Source organism: Natrinema sp. LJW11, from assembly GCF_056135975.1.
In genome coordinates this window covers 62373-81901 of sequence record NZ_JBWBDM010000005.1, presented here as the reverse complement: position 1 = coordinate 81901, position 19529 = coordinate 62373, and the positions used below count along the sequence as shown (strand labels likewise).

Annotated in this window: 15 protein-coding genes and 1 pseudogene; 7 read left to right on the top strand and 9 right to left on the bottom strand. The window is 61.4% G+C overall.

The features are described from left to right. Positions 1-6: 6 nt before the first annotated feature. On the bottom strand, positions 7-195 hold the full coding sequence (locus tag AC0QDI_RS14615; RefSeq protein WP_474669391.1) for a hypothetical protein: 189 nt from the start codon (positions 193-195) through the stop codon (positions 7-9). A gap of 151 nt (positions 196-346) precedes the next feature. On the opposite strand from AC0QDI_RS14615, the gene AC0QDI_RS14610 reads away from it, so the two are divergent. Next, the gene (locus AC0QDI_RS14610; protein ID WP_474669389.1) at positions 347-745 is read left to right on the top strand and encodes an acyl-CoA thioesterase; all 399 of its coding nucleotides are present in this window, start codon (positions 347-349) and stop codon (positions 743-745) included. A gap of 6 nt (positions 746-751) precedes the next feature. On the opposite strand, the gene AC0QDI_RS14605 is transcribed toward AC0QDI_RS14610, so the two are convergent. Further along, a complete protein-coding gene (locus AC0QDI_RS14605) occupies positions 752-2209 on the bottom strand; it encodes a DUF3179 domain-containing (seleno)protein (protein ID WP_474669387.1) in 1458 nt (485 codons plus the stop codon). 259 nt (positions 2210-2468) lie between these two features. Between AC0QDI_RS14605 and AC0QDI_RS14600 the strand changes: the two genes are divergently transcribed. The 3 genes from AC0QDI_RS14600 to AC0QDI_RS14590 all read left to right on the top strand — a co-directional run bounded on the left by AC0QDI_RS14600 (position 2469) and on the right by AC0QDI_RS14590 (position 6790). Further along, a complete protein-coding gene (locus AC0QDI_RS14600; protein ID WP_474669385.1) occupies positions 2469-2861 on the top strand; it encodes a universal stress protein in 393 nt (130 codons plus the stop codon). Positions 2862-3154: 293 nt separating this feature from the next. Continuing rightward, complete coding sequence (locus AC0QDI_RS14595; RefSeq protein ID WP_474669383.1) at positions 3155-4615, top strand: YjiH family protein; 1461 nt, start codon at positions 3155-3157, stop codon at positions 4613-4615. Between the two features lie 672 nt (positions 4616-5287). Further along, complete coding sequence (locus AC0QDI_RS14590) at positions 5288-6790, top strand: aldehyde dehydrogenase family protein (protein WP_474669381.1); 1503 nt, start codon at positions 5288-5290, stop codon at positions 6788-6790. Positions 6791-7109: 319 nt separating this feature from the next. On the opposite strand, the gene AC0QDI_RS14585 is transcribed toward AC0QDI_RS14590, so the two are convergent. The 4 genes from AC0QDI_RS14585 to AC0QDI_RS14570 form a co-directional block, all read right to left on the bottom strand. Beyond that, a complete protein-coding gene (locus AC0QDI_RS14585) occupies positions 7110-7907 on the bottom strand; it encodes an IclR family transcriptional regulator (RefSeq protein ID WP_474669379.1) in 798 nt (265 codons plus the stop codon). A 167-nt stretch (positions 7908-8074) separates the two neighbouring features. Then, entirely contained in the window at positions 8075-8437 is a 363-nt protein-coding gene (locus AC0QDI_RS14580; RefSeq protein ID WP_474669377.1) for an MBL fold metallo-hydrolase, read from the bottom strand. 143 nt (positions 8438-8580) lie between these two features. Continuing rightward, positions 8581-8964, bottom strand: coding sequence for a Rieske (2Fe-2S) protein (locus AC0QDI_RS14575; RefSeq protein ID WP_474669375.1), 384 nt, complete (start codon positions 8962-8964; stop codon positions 8581-8583). Beyond that, on the bottom strand, positions 8961-10079 hold the full coding sequence (locus tag AC0QDI_RS14570; RefSeq protein WP_474669373.1) for an amidohydrolase family protein: 1119 nt from the start codon (positions 10077-10079) through the stop codon (positions 8961-8963). Before AC0QDI_RS14570 ends, AC0QDI_RS14575 begins: the two co-directional genes overlap by 4 nt. A 676-nt stretch (positions 10080-10755) precedes the next feature. Here AC0QDI_RS14570 and AC0QDI_RS14565 point away from each other — a divergent pair. After that, positions 10756-10941, top strand: a pseudogene (locus AC0QDI_RS14565) (aldehyde dehydrogenase family protein); the annotation flags it as partial. Positions 10942-11112: 171 nt separating this feature from the next. Further along, positions 11113-12276, top strand: coding sequence for an arginase family protein (locus AC0QDI_RS14560; protein ID WP_474669371.1), 1164 nt, complete (start codon positions 11113-11115; stop codon positions 12274-12276). A 206-nt stretch (positions 12277-12482) separates the two neighbouring features. Here AC0QDI_RS14560 and AC0QDI_RS14555 read toward each other — a convergent pair whose 3' ends face one another. Further along, complete coding sequence (locus tag AC0QDI_RS14555) at positions 12483-13841, bottom strand: APC family permease (RefSeq protein ID WP_474669369.1); 1359 nt, start codon at positions 13839-13841, stop codon at positions 12483-12485. Positions 13842-14726: 885 nt separating this feature from the next. Between AC0QDI_RS14555 and AC0QDI_RS14550 the strand changes: the two genes are divergently transcribed. Next, complete coding sequence (locus AC0QDI_RS14550; protein ID WP_474669367.1) at positions 14727-15956, top strand: NAD(P)/FAD-dependent oxidoreductase; 1230 nt, start codon at positions 14727-14729, stop codon at positions 15954-15956. Between the two features lie 103 nt (positions 15957-16059). Here the strand turns inward: AC0QDI_RS14550 and AC0QDI_RS14545 are convergent, their stop codons facing one another. Beyond that, positions 16060-17514, bottom strand: coding sequence for an amidase (locus AC0QDI_RS14545; protein ID WP_474669365.1), 1455 nt, complete (start codon positions 17512-17514; stop codon positions 16060-16062). 211 nt (positions 17515-17725) lie between these two features. Further along, entirely contained in the window at positions 17726-19288 is a 1563-nt protein-coding gene (locus AC0QDI_RS14540; RefSeq protein WP_474669363.1) for a GMC family oxidoreductase, read from the bottom strand. Between the last annotated feature and the right edge of the window lie 241 nt (positions 19289-19529).

Genomic DNA, 19529 nt, shown 5'->3' with positions numbered 1-19529 from the left:
AGCTTCTCAGGCACTCGTCTCGAGGGGATCCTCGGCGTTCTCGGTGCAAGCATCGGTCCGATCGGCCGCCGAACCGGTCCGTCGAGAGGGACTCGCAACGGCCGATTCGAAGACGGCGTAGGTACCGATAGCGGTCGTAGACGCGCCGCCGGCGTCTCCCGTCCGGCGCGTCCCGACCCACGTGTCGATGGTCATTCGTGTGCGCTCTTCGAGTGCCACTTCCATCAATGTTTTCTCGTAAGACAATATCTCCCCGTCCGAGTGCTCCGTCATCGAGACCGGCGGATATCAGTTCCATCGTTCGACAGTACCTTTATCACCTCCAACGCACTCGCCTATGACTGTCATGGGTTTCACACGCATCTGGACCGTCCGATTCTCGGATACCGATCCGTTCGGTATCGCTCACTATCCGCGGATGATCGACGCGATCCACGAGACCTCGGACATGTTTATGGAGGAAATCGGGTGGCCCTTCTGGGAGCTGACCGAGGGACACGGCGTCGGACTGCCGCTGGTCTCGATGGACTTCGACTTCGAGGGCCAGGTCGCCGGCGGCGACGAGGTCGAGATTCAACTGACGCCGGAGCTCGGGGAGTCGAGCGTTCAGTTTCACTACCGGGCGACCCACGACGGCGAGGCGGTCTTCAGCGGGACCGAGTACCGCGTCTGCGTCCCCGTCGACGGTGACAGCGGCGTCCCGATCCCCGACGACCTGCGCGACGCGCTGGAAAACAGCGCCTAGGTCGGCTCAGTTCGGCCCGACCTCGACGGCGTCGTACTGCGACCGGAACGCGAAGAACAGGCCGTGGCGACCCGACACTCGCGGCCGCTCCGACCCGTCGGCCTCGTTGACGAGCGCATCGCGGGTGATCTGCCAACGCGTCCCCTCCTCGTCGACGAGCGCGTCGCCGTCGCGCTCGACCGGCGTCGGGGGCGCCTCGTAGACGGCGACATCGTTCGTCGCGTCCCGAAGCACGACGACCGATCGGCCGTCTACCTCGTCGGTCTCCACGGCGTCGTCGTCGATTTCGTCGACGGGGTAGACCCGGATCGTCGATCCGCCGTCGATCGTCACGCCGTAGACGTCCGTCTTCTCCGGAAGCTGGCCGTCGCCGGTTTCGAGGCCCGGCTGGACAGCGTTCGCGTCGTTCCAGTAGTGGCGGAAGAAGCCGATGTTGTCCTCGTAGAAGCGATAGTCGTAGTCGTAGCCGGTGTCGATGTCCATCGCGAGGCTCGCGGGGTGGGCCTCGCGCCACTCGGCCCACGTCGTCTGCGTGACGGGGCGGAAATCGAGTCGCAGATCGGCGTCGCTTGCGAGGAAATCGCCCGCGATGGGGACGCCGCGGTGCTGGCTCCAGAGACTCTCGGTCTCCTCGTCGAACATGATCTTGTTCCCCTCGAGGAGCATCCCCGTACTCGAGAAGGTCAGCGTCCGGTCGCCGACGCGTCGGTCGTAGAGGATCGGGGCGTTACAGAGCGTACAGTAGGTGAGCGAGAGCGGCGTCCCCCCGACCGTGACGTTCGCGAGTTCGTGGGGAAAGAGCACCCATCGCGGCACGGCGTAGGCAGTGTCGTCGACGGTGAAGCCGAAGACGGTGTCGTCCGGCTGGAGGTACCGTTCGTATTCACCGTCGTCACCCTCCTCGAGATCATCGCTCTCGCCGTCGACGGTGACGACGTCGCCGGAAACGAAGTCCGGTTCGTTACACGCGGCGAGGAAGGAGGGATCGCAGTTCCCCCAGCGAACGTCCTGCAGGTCGAACGCCCGCGGCTCGGCGTCGAGCAGGCGCCCGACCGGCGGGAGGTACGAGCGGTACAGTTGCAGTTTCCACTCGTCGAACCCCTCGAGGGGCTCGATTTCCTGCTGTGAGTACCACGTCTCCCACTCGACCCACGCGTACGCCGAGTCGTAGTCGGGTTCGGCGACGGCCCGGAGCGCCTCCCGGACGCCCGACCAGCGGGCCTCCGGCAGCTCGAGGTACCGGGGCGGGCTGTGGTCCCGGAGGACTTCCGGGAAGCCGAACTTCGCCCAGTTGCTCCCGATCTCGTGGATCATCAGCACCTCGATCAGGTGGGGCACGACGCGATCGTCGCCCGTCGCGGCGATGGCCTCGAGTGCGTCAGCGTGGGTGTCCGCGTCGCGAACCAGGAGGTCCGCGACGAGGGTCGCGAGGTCGTCGCTGCTCTCGTCGGTAGTGGTTGCCATACCCACCCGTGGGACGGTCGAATACAAAAAACTACGCTGACCGAGAACGTCATCGCGACGGCCGACCCGGTGGCGGGACTCGAGTCACGGATCCGAATCGGCCGTCGACACCGCGACCAATACCGCAGCGCGGCAGCGTGGTACGGCAGTGGGTGACGGAAACTCATATAACGGTGGGAAGGAAAGGCCAGACTAGACGATTCCCGAACGGTCGGACAGCGCGGCGGTCATACTGCCGACTGCGACGGGGCAGACCACCATGAAAACGATCCTACTCTGCATCGACACGGATGTCGAACGGGCGAAGGAACAGGTCAGATCGGTAACCGAACTCCCGCTGGAGACGGAGCAGGTGCGTATCGTGCTCTATCACGTCTTCCGGGCCGACGACGAGAATGCCGACGCCGAGAACCTGAAATCGGTCTCGGAAGCGACCGCGCGACTCGAAGAGGCGGGCTTTACCGTCGACATCGTTCAGTCGAGCGGTGACGCCGTCCGGAACATTCTGGACCAGGCCGCGGAGTTCGACGCCGACGTGATCAGTCTGGCCGGCCGGAAGCGATCACCGACCGGGAAGGCGCTGTTCGGGAGTGTCACGCAGGACGTGATCCTCAGGTCCGACCGGACGGTGCTGTTGAGCACGACCGAGTAATCGCCGTCTCGGACGGAGCGGAACCGGGCGGTTGCGGACTCGCGTTCGCCGACCGCGGCGAGTCCGCCCCGTCTCTTCGGCCGACGCTATCGACCGATCGCATCCGTCGCGACCGTCGCGAACGACCGCAGCTGGGGGCCCGGTGATCGCTGCGTCCCCCCTACCGATTGGCAGCGTTCGAGTATCTTCCAACAGATAGCTGAATAATAGTATGTCCATTATGATTGTTAGAGTAGTATGTATCGCGACATATGATCGGTGTTTTTATGACTCATGGAACGATTTGCCGAACTATGTTCGGTAGTCAGAGCTGGGAAGATGACGATCACATATCAGGGGAGTCAGTGTCCCCCGATAAGAAGGAGATCGACGACGTAAACTTGGTCGAGAAGCGACTGCGACCGACGCTCAAGTTCCTCTTCGCGTTCACGACCGGCGCGTTCTTCTTCCTCTTCCCGGTCCAATACCAGGGACAGACGACGATTCCGCTCGACGTGCTGATGTCGTACGTCGAGTCGACGTCGCTGCTCGCGGTGGAAGTGTTCGCGCTGCTCCTGCTGTTCGCCGGCGGGATTATGACGACGATCTCGATGCTTCACTTCCAGGGCGTGGTCACGCTGAACGAGCGCATGCGGGACGTCGTCCAGCCCGAGTACTGGCAGACGTCGAAGCCGTTCTGGGCGTTCCGCGTGATCGCGGTCGCCCTCGGGCTCTCGATGTTCCTCGGCGTCGGCCCCGACTGGCTGCTCGCCGACGGGATCGCGGGCGTCTCCTGGGACGTCCTCATGATCACGATTGTGCTCGTGATCCCGCTCGGGGGCATCTTCGTCAACCTGCTCGCCGAGCTCGGCGGCCTCGAGTTCATCGGCACGTTAGCCCAGCCGATCATGCGGCCGCTGTTCAACCTCCCCGGCCGATCGGCCCTCGACAGCGCGGCGTCGTGGCTCGGCTCGTTCAGTATCGGCTACTACCTCACGCGGAACGTCTTCGATCGCGGCGGCTACAACAAGCGCGAGGTGTTCGCGATCTGTACGTGCTTCGCGACCGCGAACCTCGGTAGCGTCGGGGCGGTCGCCGCCATCCTCGAGATACTGCACGTCTTCCCGGTCGTCGTCGCGCTATACATGATCGCGACGCTCATCGTCGCCGCGATCCTCGTCCGGGTTCCGCCGCTCTCGACGGTCCCCGAAGAGTACATCGCGGAACCGGATCCCGAACCGCAGTTCACCGGCACCGTGACTGACTACTTCCGATTCGCCTTCAACGAGGGAGTCAGAACCGCAGACGAAGGCGAGTCGATCCCGCGAGCGGCGATCGACGGGTTCGTTGACGGAACGAAACTCACCGCGATGATCCTCGGCACCGTGATGACGATCGCGACTACCGTCCTCCTGCTCGAGGGGTACACCGACTTCTTCGAGATCCTCGCGGCGCCGTTCGTCCCGCTGATGACGATCCTCGGTATCCCGGACCCCGAGACGGCTGCGATCGCGGTCCTCGCCGGTGCGGGCGAGTACTTCGTGGGTGCGACGGTCGCCGTCGGCGCGAGTCTCACGACGAAAGTGTTCGTCGTGATCGTTACGAGCGCGCAGGCGATCTTCTTCGCCGCGTCGATCCCGATGATGGTCGACATGTTCGACGACGTTCCCATGCGGTTTCGCGACCTCACGGTCCTCCTGATCCTCCGGACCGCGCTGCTCGTCCCGATCGCGGCCGCACTAACCCACGGTGCCGCTGCCGTCGGCCTCATCTAAGCTCGCGATCACCGTCGATCCCGCTTCCCGGCACCGAGACCCCCCTCCCCCGTCCGCTGCTGTCGGCCGAGATAGCGCCGCGACCGCTCTCTCTGTCGGTATCGATATTTGGAATATCTATCTCTAAATGGACGCTGTCTGTAATCAGTATGGCAATTGAGGTCCCCGATCGGAATACATTACTGTACGTTCCTGTCCCGGAACGAACGCAATAATAGCGGTCGTACGAGGGCATATTCGTACCGAAACACTGGTTGGGGGACAAATACCGATTAGTACTGCGGGCCAATGAGTGATCGTTTCGAATACACCGCTCTCTCCCGAAGAAGACGGAAATATTTCTACTGGGCACCTGTGACCGTTATATATGATCGACCGTTCTATTGAATCGGAATTATAAGTATATTCGTTCCCAGCCGAGTTTCGTCGAGGTCGTTGCCGAACTCGGACGATTTACCGCGTCTCGTAGTTACTCGAGCGTACTCCGGGTCGACGAATGCAGTCGCTGATCCGCCTGCCGTCGACCCCGTCCGTGCCGGACGAGGCGAAACGAGTCCGGTTACGCACGGGTTTGTTCGCCTCAAATCAGGCCGAACCGAGCGGCGCGCCGGATACGGTCTCGTCTGTGTCGGGCTCCCAAAGTTTGATTAGCTTCCCCTCAAATGTCGCCATATGGCTCAACAGAGTCAATCACCGTACAGTATCACCGGAGGGTGGGGCGAACTATACATCGATGGCGCGTGGACCGCTACCGCCAGCGACGAGACCATTGCCGTCGAGGATCCTTCGACGCGTGAAATCGTCACGCAGGTCCCTGCGGCCGTCGAGGAGGACGTCGACGCAGCCTACGAGGCCGCTGCTGCGGCCCAGTCCGAGTGGGAAGCGACACCGCCGGCCCGTCGCGAGGAACTTCTGCAGGAACTCCTCGAAACCCTCGAGAACCGAAGCGAGGAGATTATGGAACTCCTGACGACTGAGGCCGGCGGCTCTGCCGTCATGGCCGGAACGTCGGTTCACCTCGCCGAGGACCAGCTCGCCGAGGCCGCGACCCTCCCCCGTCGGATGAAAGGCGAACACGCCAACTCGAACATCCCGGGCAAGGAGAACATCGTCGAGCGCGAAGCGAAAGGCGTTGTCACCGTCATCTCACCGTGGAACTTCCCGCTGAACCTCTCGATGCGCGCGGTCGCGCCTGCCATCGCCGCCGGGAATACGGTCGTCCTCAAGCCCGCGACGAACACGCCGATCGTCGGCGGACTCCTCTTCGCTCGGCTCTTCGAGGAGGTCGGCTTCCCCGACGGCGTTCTCAACGTCGTCACCGGACGCGGTTCCGAGATCGGTGACCGAGTCGCGAGTCACCCCGAAAGCGACGTCGTCGCCTTCACCGGGTCGACGCCGGTCGGTCGCCGGGTCGCCGCCGCTGCGGGCGAGAACCTCGCCGAAGCGGCGATGGAACTGGGCGGCAACAACGGCCACATCGTCACCGCCGAAGCGGACATCGACCAGGCGGTCGATGCCGCAGCCTTCGGGAGCTTCGTCCACCAGGGACAGGTCTGCATCTCGATCAACCGCCATCTCGTCCACGAGGACGTCTACGACGAGTACGTCGAGAAATTGACCGAACGCGCCGAGTCGCTGCCCGTCGGGAGCGCCCACGACCCCGACACGATCGTCGGCCCGATCATCGACGAGTCCCAGCGCGACGAGATGCTCGAGTACGTCGAGGAGACGCTCGAACAGGGCGCGACGTTGGAGACCGGCGGCGAGACCGTCGCCCTCGACGGGGTCGATGACTCGCTGGTCGTCGCGCCGACGGTGCTCTCGGACGCCACCAACGATATGGCCGCCGCCTGTAACGAGCACTTCGGTCCCATCGCGCCGGTCATCCCGTTCTCCGATATCGACGAGGCCGTCGAACTCCACAACGCCGTCGACTACGGCCTCTCGGGGTCGGTCCACGCCGGCGACGTCGGCGCCGGTCGACGGATCGCCGACCGCCTCGAGACGGGAATGGTCCACGTCAACGATCAACCGATCAACGACGAGGCCCACGTCCCGTTCGGCGGCACGGGTGCCTCGGGCATCGGCGGCTACAACACCACCGACTTCCTCGAGGAGGTCACCGAGAAGAAGTGGATCTCGCTGCAACACGAGGACCGCGAGTACCCGTTCTGATCCGGCTCGACTATCGCCCTGTTTTTTCGACGGCATCGGAGTCGTTGTTCACTCGGCGAACGTCGCCACGACCGTCGCTAACGACGAGTCCGGAACTGCCAGTATCCGGGAGTCGTTCGTTCTGTGACCACAGACGCCGTGACTCTCCGAGAGTGCTATCCGGCCGTAATCGAACGACCGGGGCGATCCGGGACCAGTTCATGGAGCGGGTCGGACGACCGATTCGACCGTGCTATATACGATCTATCCGATTATCGCTGCGATCCCCCTCGATCGCACAACACGGATATATCGCAGTGGTCTCCGCTTATATCCCAGATCAGTCGGTCTCCTCGAGCCCCGAGTGGATGTTCACCTCGATAGCGTTGGCGGTTCGCATGACCATCTCGGGCAACGCCTCTCGGATCCGATTGCCGCTCCAGTTACTCGCCGACCCGGAGAGGCTGACTGCGCCGAGGACGCGATCGTCGTCGTAGCGCACCGGCGCGCCGACCGCGCGGATCCCTCGCATGTGTTCCTGATCGTTCAGTGCGAACCCTCGCTCCCGAACGGCTTCGAGCTCGGCCGCCAGTTCGGCCTCGTCCGTGATCGCCGACGACGTATGGGAGACGAGCTCCCGGTCGCGGAGGATCTCGGCGACGCGGTAGTCGGGGAGATGCGCGAGGATCGCTTTGCCCGCGGCGGTACAGTGTAAGAGCGGTTCCGACTGGTCCCGTTTGCGGGAGTGGAAGTCCACTCCGATCGCGTTCTCGCCGAAGGCCTCCTGCAGGATGAGCAGTCGTCCGTCGTGTTCAGTCATGAGGTGGGCGCAGGCGTCGCTGTCGTGGGCCAGCCGCCGGACTTCGGTCTTGCCCGCGTGATAGAGTTCGTTCCGGATGCAGACGTGGTCCCCGTACGGAAGCAACTCGAGGCCGAGTCGATACGCCTGGTTCTCGTCCTGTTCGACGAGTCCGCGCGACTCGAGGGTCGCGAGATAGGTGTGAGCGGTTCCCGGAGACAGGTCGACCGCCTCGGCCACCTCGGAGACCGTCGCGCTCCCGGTCGTCCGGAGACGCTCGAGGATATCGCACACTCTGTCCGCGGATTTGATCCGTCGGCCATCGCCGTCCGTGCTCATACGAGACCGTATTCGCTCGGAACGGAATAACATTTTGCTAATATCAAATACTGTGTCCAGTTTAGCTCATTCCGGCAGTCTGTACGGCTCTGCGGCCGTATTCCTGCGGTCGTTGGTTTGGCGCTTTTGAAACGGTCTTCGAACTGGAACGTAGATCCTAGTATCAGTCAAGTATGAGACTCGATCTCGTTCCGATTTCCACGTGTTCCGTCTCGACTCGGGGTCTGTAATCGTGTAGTGTCGTTCGCGTCGTCGGCGTCGGTATCCTCGGAGACGTACGTCGTGACGCCGTACCGCTCCCGTACGGCCTCGAGGACGCCGATATGATCCACGTCGCCGTGCGTGATGATCGCCCGCACCGGTTCGAGGCCGATCTCCTCGATCGCTGCGAACAGCGCGTCCGCCGTGTTCGGCAGCCCCGTATCGACGAGCGTCGGCACGTCGATGTCACCGGGGAATGCGCGGTACCTGGCGTCTCCATCGTCCTGGACCGTGATATCGTACACTCTCGGCAGCAGTTCGGTGGACATCGATACGTCGGCATTCGGAGCGATCCGATACAGATACCGTCGGACCTCCGCCGCTCGGCGACGACCGACTCGAGAAGAGCGGCGACGACCACAGCTCCGTCGCCGCTACTGTCGCTGTTCGCAGCGGCCGCCGTCCGGTAGACTCAGGAGGGCGATCCGTCGACGTAGACCACGCCGTCCTCGACGACCACGTCGTAGATCGGCAGGACAAGGTCGTCGTCGGCGAGCTGTTCGCCCGTCTCGAGGTCGTACGACCAACCGTGCCAGGAACAGGAGATGATCGGTTCGTCGTCGGCGTAGCCCTTTTCGACACGCTTGCCGGATTCGACGAACTCGCCGACGAGTTTCTTCCCGACCGTTCCCTCGGCGACTGGGCCGCAGTCGTGGAGACACTTGTTTCGGACCGCGTAGAACTCGCCGTCGACGCGGAGGACGCCGACCTCGGCTCCGTTGACGTCGACGAGTTCGCGGTCACCGTCCTCGAACGCGTCCGCGGGCTTGACCCTGACGAGACCGTCAGCGCTCACAGGCCGAACACCTCCTTGGCGTTCTCCGAGAGGATCTGCTTCTTCTCGTCCTCGGAGAGGAAGGGGAGGTCGGTGACCGTCGTCGGGCGGTCGTAGTCCCAGTGAGGATAGTCGGAGGCGTACATCAGGCTGTCCGTCCCGACCATGTCGAAGCAGTTCTCGAGGTACTCGGCTTCGGCGGAGACCTCCAAGGGCTGGGTACCGTAGTAGAAGTCGGTGATGTACTCGCCGGGCTTCTTCTCGAGCAGCGGCGCCTCCTCGGGCCGCTTGAGGTACTCCTCGTTGAGGCGGCTGATGAGGCCGGGGAGGTAGGTGATACCCGACTCCATGAAGACGATGTCCAGATCGGGGAACTTCTCCGGAACGCCCTGGCAGACGAGGCTGACGATCTGGGACATGTTCGACTCGAGGAACCCGAGCGTGTGCGTCTCGATCATCTCCTGGTAGCCCGCGCGAACGTACTCGTCGAGGCCGGCGCCGCCGGTGTGGAAGACAGCGGGAAGGCCCAGCTCCTCGCAGCGTTCATAGAGCGGATCGTACTTGCGGTTGCCCAGCGGGGGCGTCGCGCCGGCGGTGACGAAACAGGCGCCGACGTAGGCATCGTCGTCCTCGATGCGGTCGAGGATCTCCATCGACGCCTCGAGGTCGCCGTACGGAATCGGTGCGAGGCCGTGGATGCCGTCGTCCGGATCGAGAACCTCTTCCCGCATGTACTCGACGTAGGCCTTCGCGAACGCGCTTTCGCGGTCGTCGTCGGCGGTCGTCCCCGCGCCGGCGAGGATCAGATGCGAGATCAGCAGCGTCTCGTCGACGCCGATCGATTCCATTCCCTCACGGATGCGCTCGGGCGTCTCGGGGTCGTCCGGGTACGCGGAGTGTTCGCGCTCGATCTTCCCGTGGGCTTGCCGGTCGCCGGTCGAGAAGGGGAAGAACGAACTGAGGTTCTGCTTCGCGCCCTTCTCGTCGAAGTTGCTACCCTCGAACTTCGTCTTCCAGGGCTCTTCCATGTATTCGGCGACATCGTGGAACGACTCCATATAGTGGCAGTCACCGTCGATGACGTAATACTGGTCTAGCGTCTCCTGTCTCGGTTGACTCTCGTCCGACTCGAGCATGTTCGAACAACACCCGTCCCGTCGTATATATCGTTCTTTTTCGGATTAAGTAACCGTTAACACAAATGTTTTATACTTCCTACTCGCCCCTCGCCAGATATTTTGATTCTATCAAATGAAATTGGTGGCTCATAGCGCCCGATATTTACACAAGTACTACTGTAATATGTCGGCTTAAGAGACGCAGCTGACATCGAAATCGGACGGGACCCGTACCTGTTAGCGTGGTTGAGCATATCAAATCCGATGAGACGATACAAACGATGGGGCGATACGAACCGTAGCGGGGTATCAGCGTTCGAAGGCCGCTGTGCCCGTTCTTCGGGGAACTCCATCTTGATTTGGTCAATTCAAAATGCTATTTGAAATAGTCAAAGCGCGACATCGTGCCGGTCAGTCACGCTCTCTCAACGATTGAATAGCTCCCCGCAAAATGCACCCAGATGGCTCAATAGAGTCACTTAACCTACAGTATCGACGGAGCGGGGGTCGAACTATACATCGCCGGCGACTGGGTCACCGCTGCCAGCGGAGGGACCATCGACGTCGAAGACCCTCTACCCGCGAAACCGTCATGCGAGTCCTCGCGGCTGCCGAGGAGGACGTCGACGCCGCCTCCGAGGCCGCGCCCGTTCCTCGTCGACTGAAAGGCGAGCGCGTCCGCTCGAACAGCCCGAGCGACCGCCTCGAGACGGGGATGGTCCACATCAACGATCAACCGGTCAACGGCGAGACCCACGTCACGTTGGGCGGCACCGGCGCCTCCGGCGTCGGCAGCTACGAAACCACCGGCTTCCTCGAGGAGGTCACCGAGAAGAAGTTGCTCTCGCTGCAGCACGAACCGCGCGAGTACCCGGTCTAGTTCGAACCGGTCGACCGTCATTGGTGTCGTGAGCGGAATGGTCTCGATGACCGTCGGTCATTTCGGCGCTACGGGATTCACTGTTCACTCGTCGAACGATGCTACGATATATCCCTCTTCATCGATATCAGTCACAGAAGCTATATGAGTGGTGCTATACAATGGCTAAGTATGAATCCGGAACTACCGGTATTTTGGGACAGTTCGTTCCGTGACCACCGAGCACCCGGCGGCGGTTGGGTCGTTCCCCAAACGGACCTGCACGCGGTTTCCACGCCGTCGCCCGAGCGACCGGAGCGCGTTGCGAACGTCAAGAGCGGTATCGAAGGCGGACTGAACGAGTGGGCCGTGTGGGAGACCGTCGAACCGGCCAGTTGGGAACGGATCGAATCCGTCCACGACGCATCATACGTCGAAACGATACGGGACCACTTCCGAGACGGTTCCGGCGGTCGAATTCCCCACGACGGGACCGACGGCCTGACCGGTGGCAACGAGGAGACGTACGACGTACTTCCGATGGCCGCGGGCGCGGCCGTTCAAACGGCCGAACGTGCCGTCGAAACCGATATCGAAACCGTCCCGTTCGCTCCCGTACGCCCGCCGGGGCATCACGCGATGTCCGACGAGGCCGACGGATTCTGTATTTTCAATAACGTCGCGATCGCCGCGGAACACGCGATCGACGCCGGTCTCGCCGAGACGGTAGCGATACTGGATTGGGACGTCCACCACGGCAACGGAACGCAGGAAATATTCTATGACCGGGACGACGTGCTGACGATCAGTCTGCATTACAACCACGGGCGATTGGCCGAGTGGCATCCGCAAACGGGACGGGCGGCCGAACACGGCGTCGGTGAGGGAGAAGGGTACAACGTGAACGTCCCTCTCCCGCACGGAACCGGGAACGTCGGCTACGCCTATACGTTCGACGCGATCGTCGAACCCGTCATCGCCGAGTACGAACCGGATCTACTGCTGGTCAGTAACGGGCTCGACCCCGGCCGATACGATCCGATCGGACGGAACCTGGTGACGAAACCGGGGTTCAAGGAAATGGGGAGACGGACGCGACGATTAGCGGACGACCATTCGAACGGTTCGCTCGGCGTCGTACTCGAGGGCGGCTATAATGTCAGTCACCTTCCGTTCGCGACCGTCGGTGTATTCGAGGGCCTTCTCGGCGTGGAAACCGGGATTAGCGATCCGTACGACTTCGAAGAACACGACAACGAGAACATCGCCGCGGTGAGAGAGTGGGTTCAGAACGCACAGCTGGAACTCGCAGACGACTGGCCGGTGACTGAACTGGAAGCGGACATCGAGCGGTAATCCGCTCGGCAACTATTCACACGTCGGTCGCACTCGGATACGTATCGACTTTCAGCGCCACTATAGACCCCGCGAAACGGACGAAACTATCGTCGCGCTCGAGCGCAATCGAAACGCCGGTCGGAACCGCTACGAGCCACACGGCTATCGCGGAACGTTCGACGTCGACTGTCGCTTCGCTGCCCGTCCGTCGACGATTCGTTCCACTAGTCTTCGGCTTCGGGATCGGCTCTGGTTCGCGGAGTCGTTCCTGCTTCTCTTCTACCTTTCAATTGTGTGAGTACGACGGCCAGTACTGATACTGAGACCACGATTCCAATCGTTGTCATGAACACCGAGTCGCCCGAGAAGTAGAGCGCGGCTAGCAGTCCGATAATTCCGATAACGGCGACGGCCGGCATCGACTCCGGTCCGCCGGCGCTGAACGGCCGCTCGTAGTTCGGGGATTTGTATCGAAGCGCGATGACGCTGGCGAGGATCATGATGTAGACGACGATAATCAGGTTCACCGTCGCGTCGATGAGGACCGTCGGAACGGACACCAGCCAGAGGAGGGTCAGGATAATTCCTCCGGTGACCAACAGTGCGACGTCGGGCGTCTGGAACCGCGGGTTGATTCGCCCGATTGCGGACGGTAAGTACCCCTCTCGACCGAGGTTCCAGAGCTGTCTCGAGGTCCCGGCCAACACGGCGTTGAACGTCGCGCCGGTCGCGACGAAGCTGATAACGGCCATCGTCCACTTCCCGATGGGTCCGAAGAACGCCTCGAACGCGACGACTTGCGGAAACGGCGACTCCGCCAACGTTGCCGACGCGAGCGATCCGTCCATCGCGATGATGAACGGAATTCGAACCAGGAACACGAGTCCGAGAACGGTGAACATCGCCTTCGGGAGGACGTTCTGTGCGTCTTCTACCTCCTCGGCGAGCGGCCCCAGGACCTCCCATCCAACGAGTAACCAGACCGCGAGGGGAACGAAGCTCAGTATCGGCGTCCACCCGCCCGGCGTCCACGATACCTCGGACGTCTCGAACGACGTTTGGCCGAAGCCACCGATCTGTACTAGCGAGAGGATCACGATCACGCCGACTAACGCAGAGAGGAGGACGACGGCGGTCTTCCCGACCAAGTCGATACCGGCGATGTTGATGCCGACGAAGAGGACCACCAATAGCGTTCCCCAGACTTGCCACGAGAGCACGCCGGGAAACACGAAATTCAGGATTTGCCCGACGATGGTCGCTTCCGACGCGAGCGCCATGAACCCCAGCCAATAGATGAATCCAGTGGCCACTCCGGTGCTCGAGCCGAAGCTCCGTTTCACGTACGTCGTAAAGCTCCCCGCGACCGGAAACATCGTCGATACTTCCGCCAGTCCGAGCGCCGCGCAACTCATCAGTCCGAACGCGATAACCATGCTGATTAACATTCCGGACCCGACCTGACTGACTCCGCGCCCGGCGACGAACAGGGTCGTCGAGGACGTGATCATCCCGAAACTGATTGCGACCGCGGTCCAGTAGCCTATCTCTCCGGTTTTGAGCTCTGCTTGTCCATTTGCCATTGGTAGCATATCACATCGTTTCGCGATAACCCATAAAACTTTGGGTATTTAAGTGCGTTACGTAGCCGCTGACAGTGCATTACCACCCGAGTCGAGATCGTACGGTCGAGCGGCCGTTCACGAGCCGATGGATCTCGGAAAAGGCACCGCTCTGTATGTGCACAGCTACGGAGCAGCGGACGAGTAGCTAGTAATACTAGTAATACGAGTGCTCGCCGCTATCTCGAAGTGTTTTACAGGCATATATTCGTAATAATTCGTCCGTATGAACGTATAAAAATACACTGTGTTGGAGAGAGTAATACCAGGAATACTGAAGACAAAGATTGATCCGAAACCAGTTTACGATCGGGGTAGAAAGTTCAAAAAGCACTCAAATTTTCTATTTATATACCCAATTTTAAGGAGATTTTGTATTCTTCAGCGAGAGAAGAGAGCGGGGTAGTAGTAATATCGGTCATACCCGTCGCATTTCTGAACTACGACCGATAGTTCGTTCAAGTGACACATAATGGGGTGAACGGTCAACACGCCGGTAGTCCTCTATGGCGCGGGTGTCCTGCCGATTCTCTTCGTTCTCTGGGGATGGACGGGCGGGTCTCGGTGTCATACTCATGGGATTTCTTTTCGCGACGCTGTGAGCCTATTCGAAGACCAACCTGTCGGGTTTCACTTCGAGGAACGACTGAGCCCGGACACCCGAATCTATCGTCGCTCCGTTTCCGAACATGATCGCGAACTCGACAGAAGTTACCACCGAAATGTTTTTTATTGTGGATGGATCTCTCTATTACGAGGAGGTAGATAGCCAATGTCATACATGCTAGCCTCGACTCCAGTAGAGACGCGAGTAACCAGTTCACTTCGACACGGGGAGCGAGACCAATGACAGCGGACGCAGATATCATCGTGGTCGGCGGTGGTTGTATCGGGAGCGGAATCGCACGCGAGATGGCGGCTGATCACGACGTGATTCTCCTCGAGCGAGATCAGCTCGCCGCCGAGGCGACGAGTCACTCGTCGGGACTCGTGAATCCGGAACTGATCTATCCGGATCTTCCGAAAGCGGGCGAATACGTTTATCAGTACTTCGAAAATCTCGACGGATTAGGGAACTTCGAATTCATCGATCGGGAAATGGTGTGTCTCGCCGGGTCCGATCGGACCGAAGCCGGTCGACGATACGTCGAGGAAATGGCGGATCCGCGAGGATACGACGTGACGTGGCAATCGGCCGCCGACCTCGAGGATCGCTACCCGGATCTCTTCAACGTCGACGAAGACGAGGGTCCGATCGCGGGCGGAGTGATTCTCGAACGAACGGGCTGGGTAGAACCCTACACGTTTACCACGACGCTCGCCAAAGACGCCGAGAAGCGTGGAGCAGAGATTCGTACCGGTGCCGAAGTGACCAATATCCTCGTCGAAGACGGGGAAGTAACGGGCGTCGAAACGACCGACGGTGTCGTTCGCGCGCCGACGGTCGTCACCGCCGCCGGCTGGCGAACGCGCCAGCTCGTCTCCGACTACGTCCAGCTGCCGATCCGAGCCAAGCGCTACTGGTCGGTCAACTTGACCAGTCAGAGCGGCGTCGAGACGGACATGGCCGAGGAGTACCCGATCTGGTACGACGAGGTCTCGGACTCGTTCTGGCGGCCGGAGAACAACGACGACGACGAACTCCACATCAGCGGTGTCGAAGGGATGGTCGAACAGGAGGGATCGGTGAAACACGGCCCAGACGAGGAGGTCCACCGGGAGCTGGCGGTCCGAACGCCGGAGTTACTCGACGAGTTCTCGGACGCGGCGGTCTCGAGCGACGGCTGCTGTCCGACGGGCGACGCCCAGACGCCGGACTGGTTGCCGATCATCGATGCGCCTGAAGAGGCACCCGACGGGCTGGTGCTCGCGACCGGATTCAGTGGACTGGGAATCACGGGGTCCCCCGTCGGGGTCGCCGCAGTACGCGAGCTGATCTCCGGTTACGGTGCACCGTTCCCGCTGGAGTCGTTCTCCCTCGATCGATTCGACGATCGGTCGACGGACTTCGAGTCGACTCAGTGGGAACTGTTCGACGTGACCGAAATCGAAGACGCCGATTGGAAAACTGCGTAACGGAACTGAACCCGCCGGCCGCGTATAGCGATCACACCGTACTTCTCGGGCCGTTTCACAGTCACCGGCTCGAGCTCGGGACTGAGCGCTCGCGTCGGTTTTCTTAGGACAACGTCGGATACTCCTCCGCCCACGGTTGTCGGCGTTCGATCGCACTGCTGGCTGCCAGTATGTCATCTTCCGCGAACCGGGAGCCGATAATCTGAGCGCCGATCGGGAGGCCGTCCGCGGAGAATCCCGCAGGGATCGACGCGGCCGGGTGACCGGTGAGGTTGAACGGCCACGTGAGGAAGGTTTCCTTGTCAGACGCTGGCGCCGTTCCGTCGATCGTCTCCGGAGCGCGCTCCCCTTTCTCGAACGGCGGCGCGGCGAGCGTCGGCGTAATCAACAGATCGTGCTCGTCGAGAACGGTCTGAACCGCTTCGTATACGCGGGACCGGAGCACGTTCGCCTGATGATACTCCACGGCGCTGTACTCGTACCCGTTCTCCGCGTACTCGACGATATGGGGTGACAGTTCCTCACGATGGTCGGCCAGCAGATCGATGTCCATGCTCTGCTTGAGATTCTCGAAACTCGATGCCAAACTGGACTCGATGAGCGCGTTGTAACTGTACAGCAGTTCGTCGAGCGAGAGCCCGAAGTCGATATCGACTCGCTCGACGGTCGCACCCGCACCCCGAAGCGCAGCGAGAATCTCTTCGACGGTGTCGACGACAGCCGGTTCGACCGCAAAGACATCGAGATCTCGACTGAACGCGATGGAGAGGTCGTCGATCGGTCGCCCGACTGCGTCGAGATAGTCGGTCCGACCATCAGAGACGCTGAGCGGGTCGCGGGGATGTTCTCCGGCGACGATATCCAGAAGGAGAGCCGTGTCCTCCACTGTCCGTGTCAGGCCGCCGTACGAGACGAAGGGGGCTGCATCGCGGAACAGATTCGGCTGGGTGGCGCTCGGGACGAGCCCCGGAGTCGGTTTCAGTCCGTAGACGCCGCACGCGCTCGCGGGAATCCGGATCGATCCGGCGACGTCCGAACCGAGCGCAAGCGGGACCATTTGCGTCCCAACCGCCGACGCGCTTCCGCCGGACGACCCACCAGCCGTTTTGCTGGAGTCGAACGGGTTCCCCGTCGAGCCGAACATCGGATTCGTGGTGTCACCGGACGATCCGAATTCCGGGCTGTTCGTCGAGCCGACGACGATAGCGCCCGCATCCTGTAACCGTTGTACGATGATCGACGTCCGTTCGGGCATGAGTTCACCGATCGGCGCCACCCCGCCGAGCGTGTGCGGCATCCCCTCCACGTGTAAGCCGAGGTCTTTGAGCGCGACGGGCACCCCGTGAAGCGGCCCGGTTGGTTCGCCGGCTTCGAGGGCGCGCTCCGCTTCGGCGGCCTCCTCACGCGCAGCGTCCTCGCGCTGGTGGACGAACGCGTTGAACTCCTCGTTGCGTCGGTCAATCCGCTCGAACGTCTCGTCGACTACGTCAACCGGGGAGAGACGGCCGTGTCGAATATCGAACGCTAGTTCTATCGCGGACAAACTCGTGTTTGTCATATGATGACTATCTGTGAGATGGATAATTAATTTTCCGGGCCCGCACGGCGCTCATCGACGACTACGTATCGGCCCAAGGCCCCGCCACGGTCGCACACATCCGGGCTCCGCTGAACCGTCGTCGATGCCACCTGAACGATCCGTCGTCACGCTCTTACTACCTCGTGGTTGAGAAACGCAGAAAGTGGCCGAACAACGGCGGCTTCGGGGCCTAATCGTCGGCTATGACCGGTTTTTCTTCCAGAATCAAATCCGATGCCTTCTCTCCGATAGCGATCGTCGGCGCGTTCGTGTTCCCGCCGACGATGTCGGGCATGATCGATGCATCGGCAACTCGAAGCCCCTCGACCCCACGAACGCAGAGTTGATCGTCAACGACCGCCATGTCGTCAGTACCCATTTTGCACGTTCCGGTCGGATGATAGACCGTCGTAGCGTGCTCGCGAATGTACTCAGCGATCTCCGCGTCAGTAGTGACGTCCGTACCAGGCCAGATCTCGTCGCCACGGAACTCATCGAGCGCGCCTGCCTGCGCGATCTCCCGGGCAGTCCGTATTCCCTCGACGAGCGTCTCGAGGTCGCGGTCGTCGGCGAGGTAGTTCGGATCGATGACCGGTGGATCAGCGGGATCATCCGACCGGAGGAGAACTTCACCGCTACTCTCAGGCTGGATCAATGTCGGCGCCAGTGTGAAGTACGCCGACTCCTCGTCTTCGGGTCCGGCGAGACCGTGTTCGAGGATATACACCGGTGCGTTGTGTAACTGAAGGTCCGGCTGGTCGAGGGTCGAATCAGTCCGGACGAATCCACCGGCCTCGATGACGTTCGATGACGGAGACGGTTCGGGCGGACCGCCGGTCCGCTCGTAGACCACGCAAACCTTGAGGTGATCCTGGAGGTTCTTGCCGACGCCGGGAAGATCCGCGACGACGTCGATTCCGTGTTCGGTCAACTGATCCGCCGGACCGACGCCGGATAGCATGAGAAGCTGCGGTGAGTTGAACGCGCCGGCCGAGAGGACGATCTCGTCGCTCGCGTCCGCTTCGTGAACCGATCCATCCTGCTCGTACGTGACGCCGACAGCGACGGTCCCGTCGAATCGGACCTGTGTCACCTGCGCGTTCGTTTCGACGGTCAGGTTCGGTCGACTCAGTGCGGGTTTGATGTATGCGGCGGCACTGCTGCAGCGACGGCCATCTTTCTGGGTGACGTGGTAGACCCCACTCCCGGCCTGCGTTCCGCCGTTGAAATCGGTGTTTCGGTCGTAGCCGATCTCGGCCATGGCCTCGGCAGTTGCGTCCGACACTGGATGTGGGTCGTTCTGTTCAGCGACATTCAGCGGGCCGCCCTCGCCGTGGTGTTCGTTTGCACCCGGCTCGAAATTCTCGCCGCGCTTGAAATAGGCGAGCATCTCATCGTAGGCCCACCCGTCGTTTCCGCGTTCAGCCCATCTCTCGTAATCGTTCGGGTGCCCGCGAATGTAGATCATCGCATTGAGGGAACTCGAGCCACCCATCGTTCGTCCACGCGGATGGAACATCTCGCGGTCGTTCATCGCTGCCTGTGGGACGGTCGTGTAATTCCAGTCGAAATCCGTCCGCATCAACTCCGGGAACCTCGGCGGAACGTGGATCGCCTCCTCCTCGTCGGGCTGACCCGCCTCGAGTAGCAGGACCTCGTTCTCCTCGTTTTCCGAGAGCCGATAGGCGAGCGCACAGCCCGCCGACCCACCACCAACGACGATGTAATCGTATGGATCTGGATTTGACACCATGCGTGATACACTATAGCGTACAATAATTCGATTGATTAACGTTTCGGTTTGACAACCAAAGCGGTCGCGTCAACGGCGGCCACCGTTCTGCGTGATCACGTCGAACAGGTCCTCTGAGGGAGTCAAATCTAATTCCCCGCTACTGCCTGATTCCTACTGAACAATTATTTAATATTTCGGGAAGGGAGCGGGATTCCTTCAACCGACGACACCGGATATGAAGGCCATCAGTACTTTTAAT

Excerpts from the sequence above, each read along its gene's own strand:
- AC0QDI_RS14555 (WP_474669369.1), bottom strand. The coding sequence starts at position 13,841 with ATGGCAAATGGACAAGCAGAGCTCAAAACCGGAGAGATAGGCTACTGG.
- AC0QDI_RS14605 (WP_474669387.1), bottom strand. The coding sequence starts at position 2,209 with ATGGCAACCACTACCGACGAGAGCAGCGACGACCTCGCGACCCTCGTC.
- AC0QDI_RS14600 (WP_474669385.1), top strand. The coding sequence starts at position 2,469 with ATGAAAACGATCCTACTCTGCATCGACACGGATGTCGAACGGGCGAAG.
- AC0QDI_RS14615 (WP_474669391.1), bottom strand. The coding sequence starts at position 195 with ATGACCATCGACACGTGGGTCGGGACGCGCCGGACGGGAGACGCCGGC.
- AC0QDI_RS14610 (WP_474669389.1), top strand. The coding sequence starts at position 347 with ATGGGTTTCACACGCATCTGGACCGTCCGATTCTCGGATACCGATCCG.
- AC0QDI_RS14560 (WP_474669371.1), top strand. The coding sequence starts at position 11,113 with ATGAATCCGGAACTACCGGTATTTTGGGACAGTTCGTTCCGTGACCAC.
- AC0QDI_RS14580 (WP_474669377.1), bottom strand. The coding sequence starts at position 8,437 with ATGTCCACCGAACTGCTGCCGAGAGTGTACGATATCACGGTCCAGGAC.
- AC0QDI_RS14540 (WP_474669363.1), bottom strand. The coding sequence starts at position 19,288 with ATGGTGTCAAATCCAGATCCATACGATTACATCGTCGTTGGTGGTGGG.
- AC0QDI_RS14570 (WP_474669373.1), bottom strand. The coding sequence starts at position 10,079 with ATGCTCGAGTCGGACGAGAGTCAACCGAGACAGGAGACGCTAGACCAG.
- AC0QDI_RS14585 (WP_474669379.1), bottom strand. The coding sequence starts at position 7,907 with ATGAGCACGGACGGCGATGGCCGACGGATCAAATCCGCGGACAGAGTG.
- AC0QDI_RS14590 (WP_474669381.1), top strand. The coding sequence starts at position 5,288 with ATGGCTCAACAGAGTCAATCACCGTACAGTATCACCGGAGGGTGGGGC.
- AC0QDI_RS14545 (WP_474669365.1), bottom strand. The coding sequence starts at position 17,514 with ATGACAAACACGAGTTTGTCCGCGATAGAACTAGCGTTCGATATTCGA.
- AC0QDI_RS14595 (WP_474669383.1), top strand. The coding sequence starts at position 3,155 with ATGTTCGGTAGTCAGAGCTGGGAAGATGACGATCACATATCAGGGGAG.
- AC0QDI_RS14550 (WP_474669367.1), top strand. The coding sequence starts at position 14,727 with ATGACAGCGGACGCAGATATCATCGTGGTCGGCGGTGGTTGTATCGGG.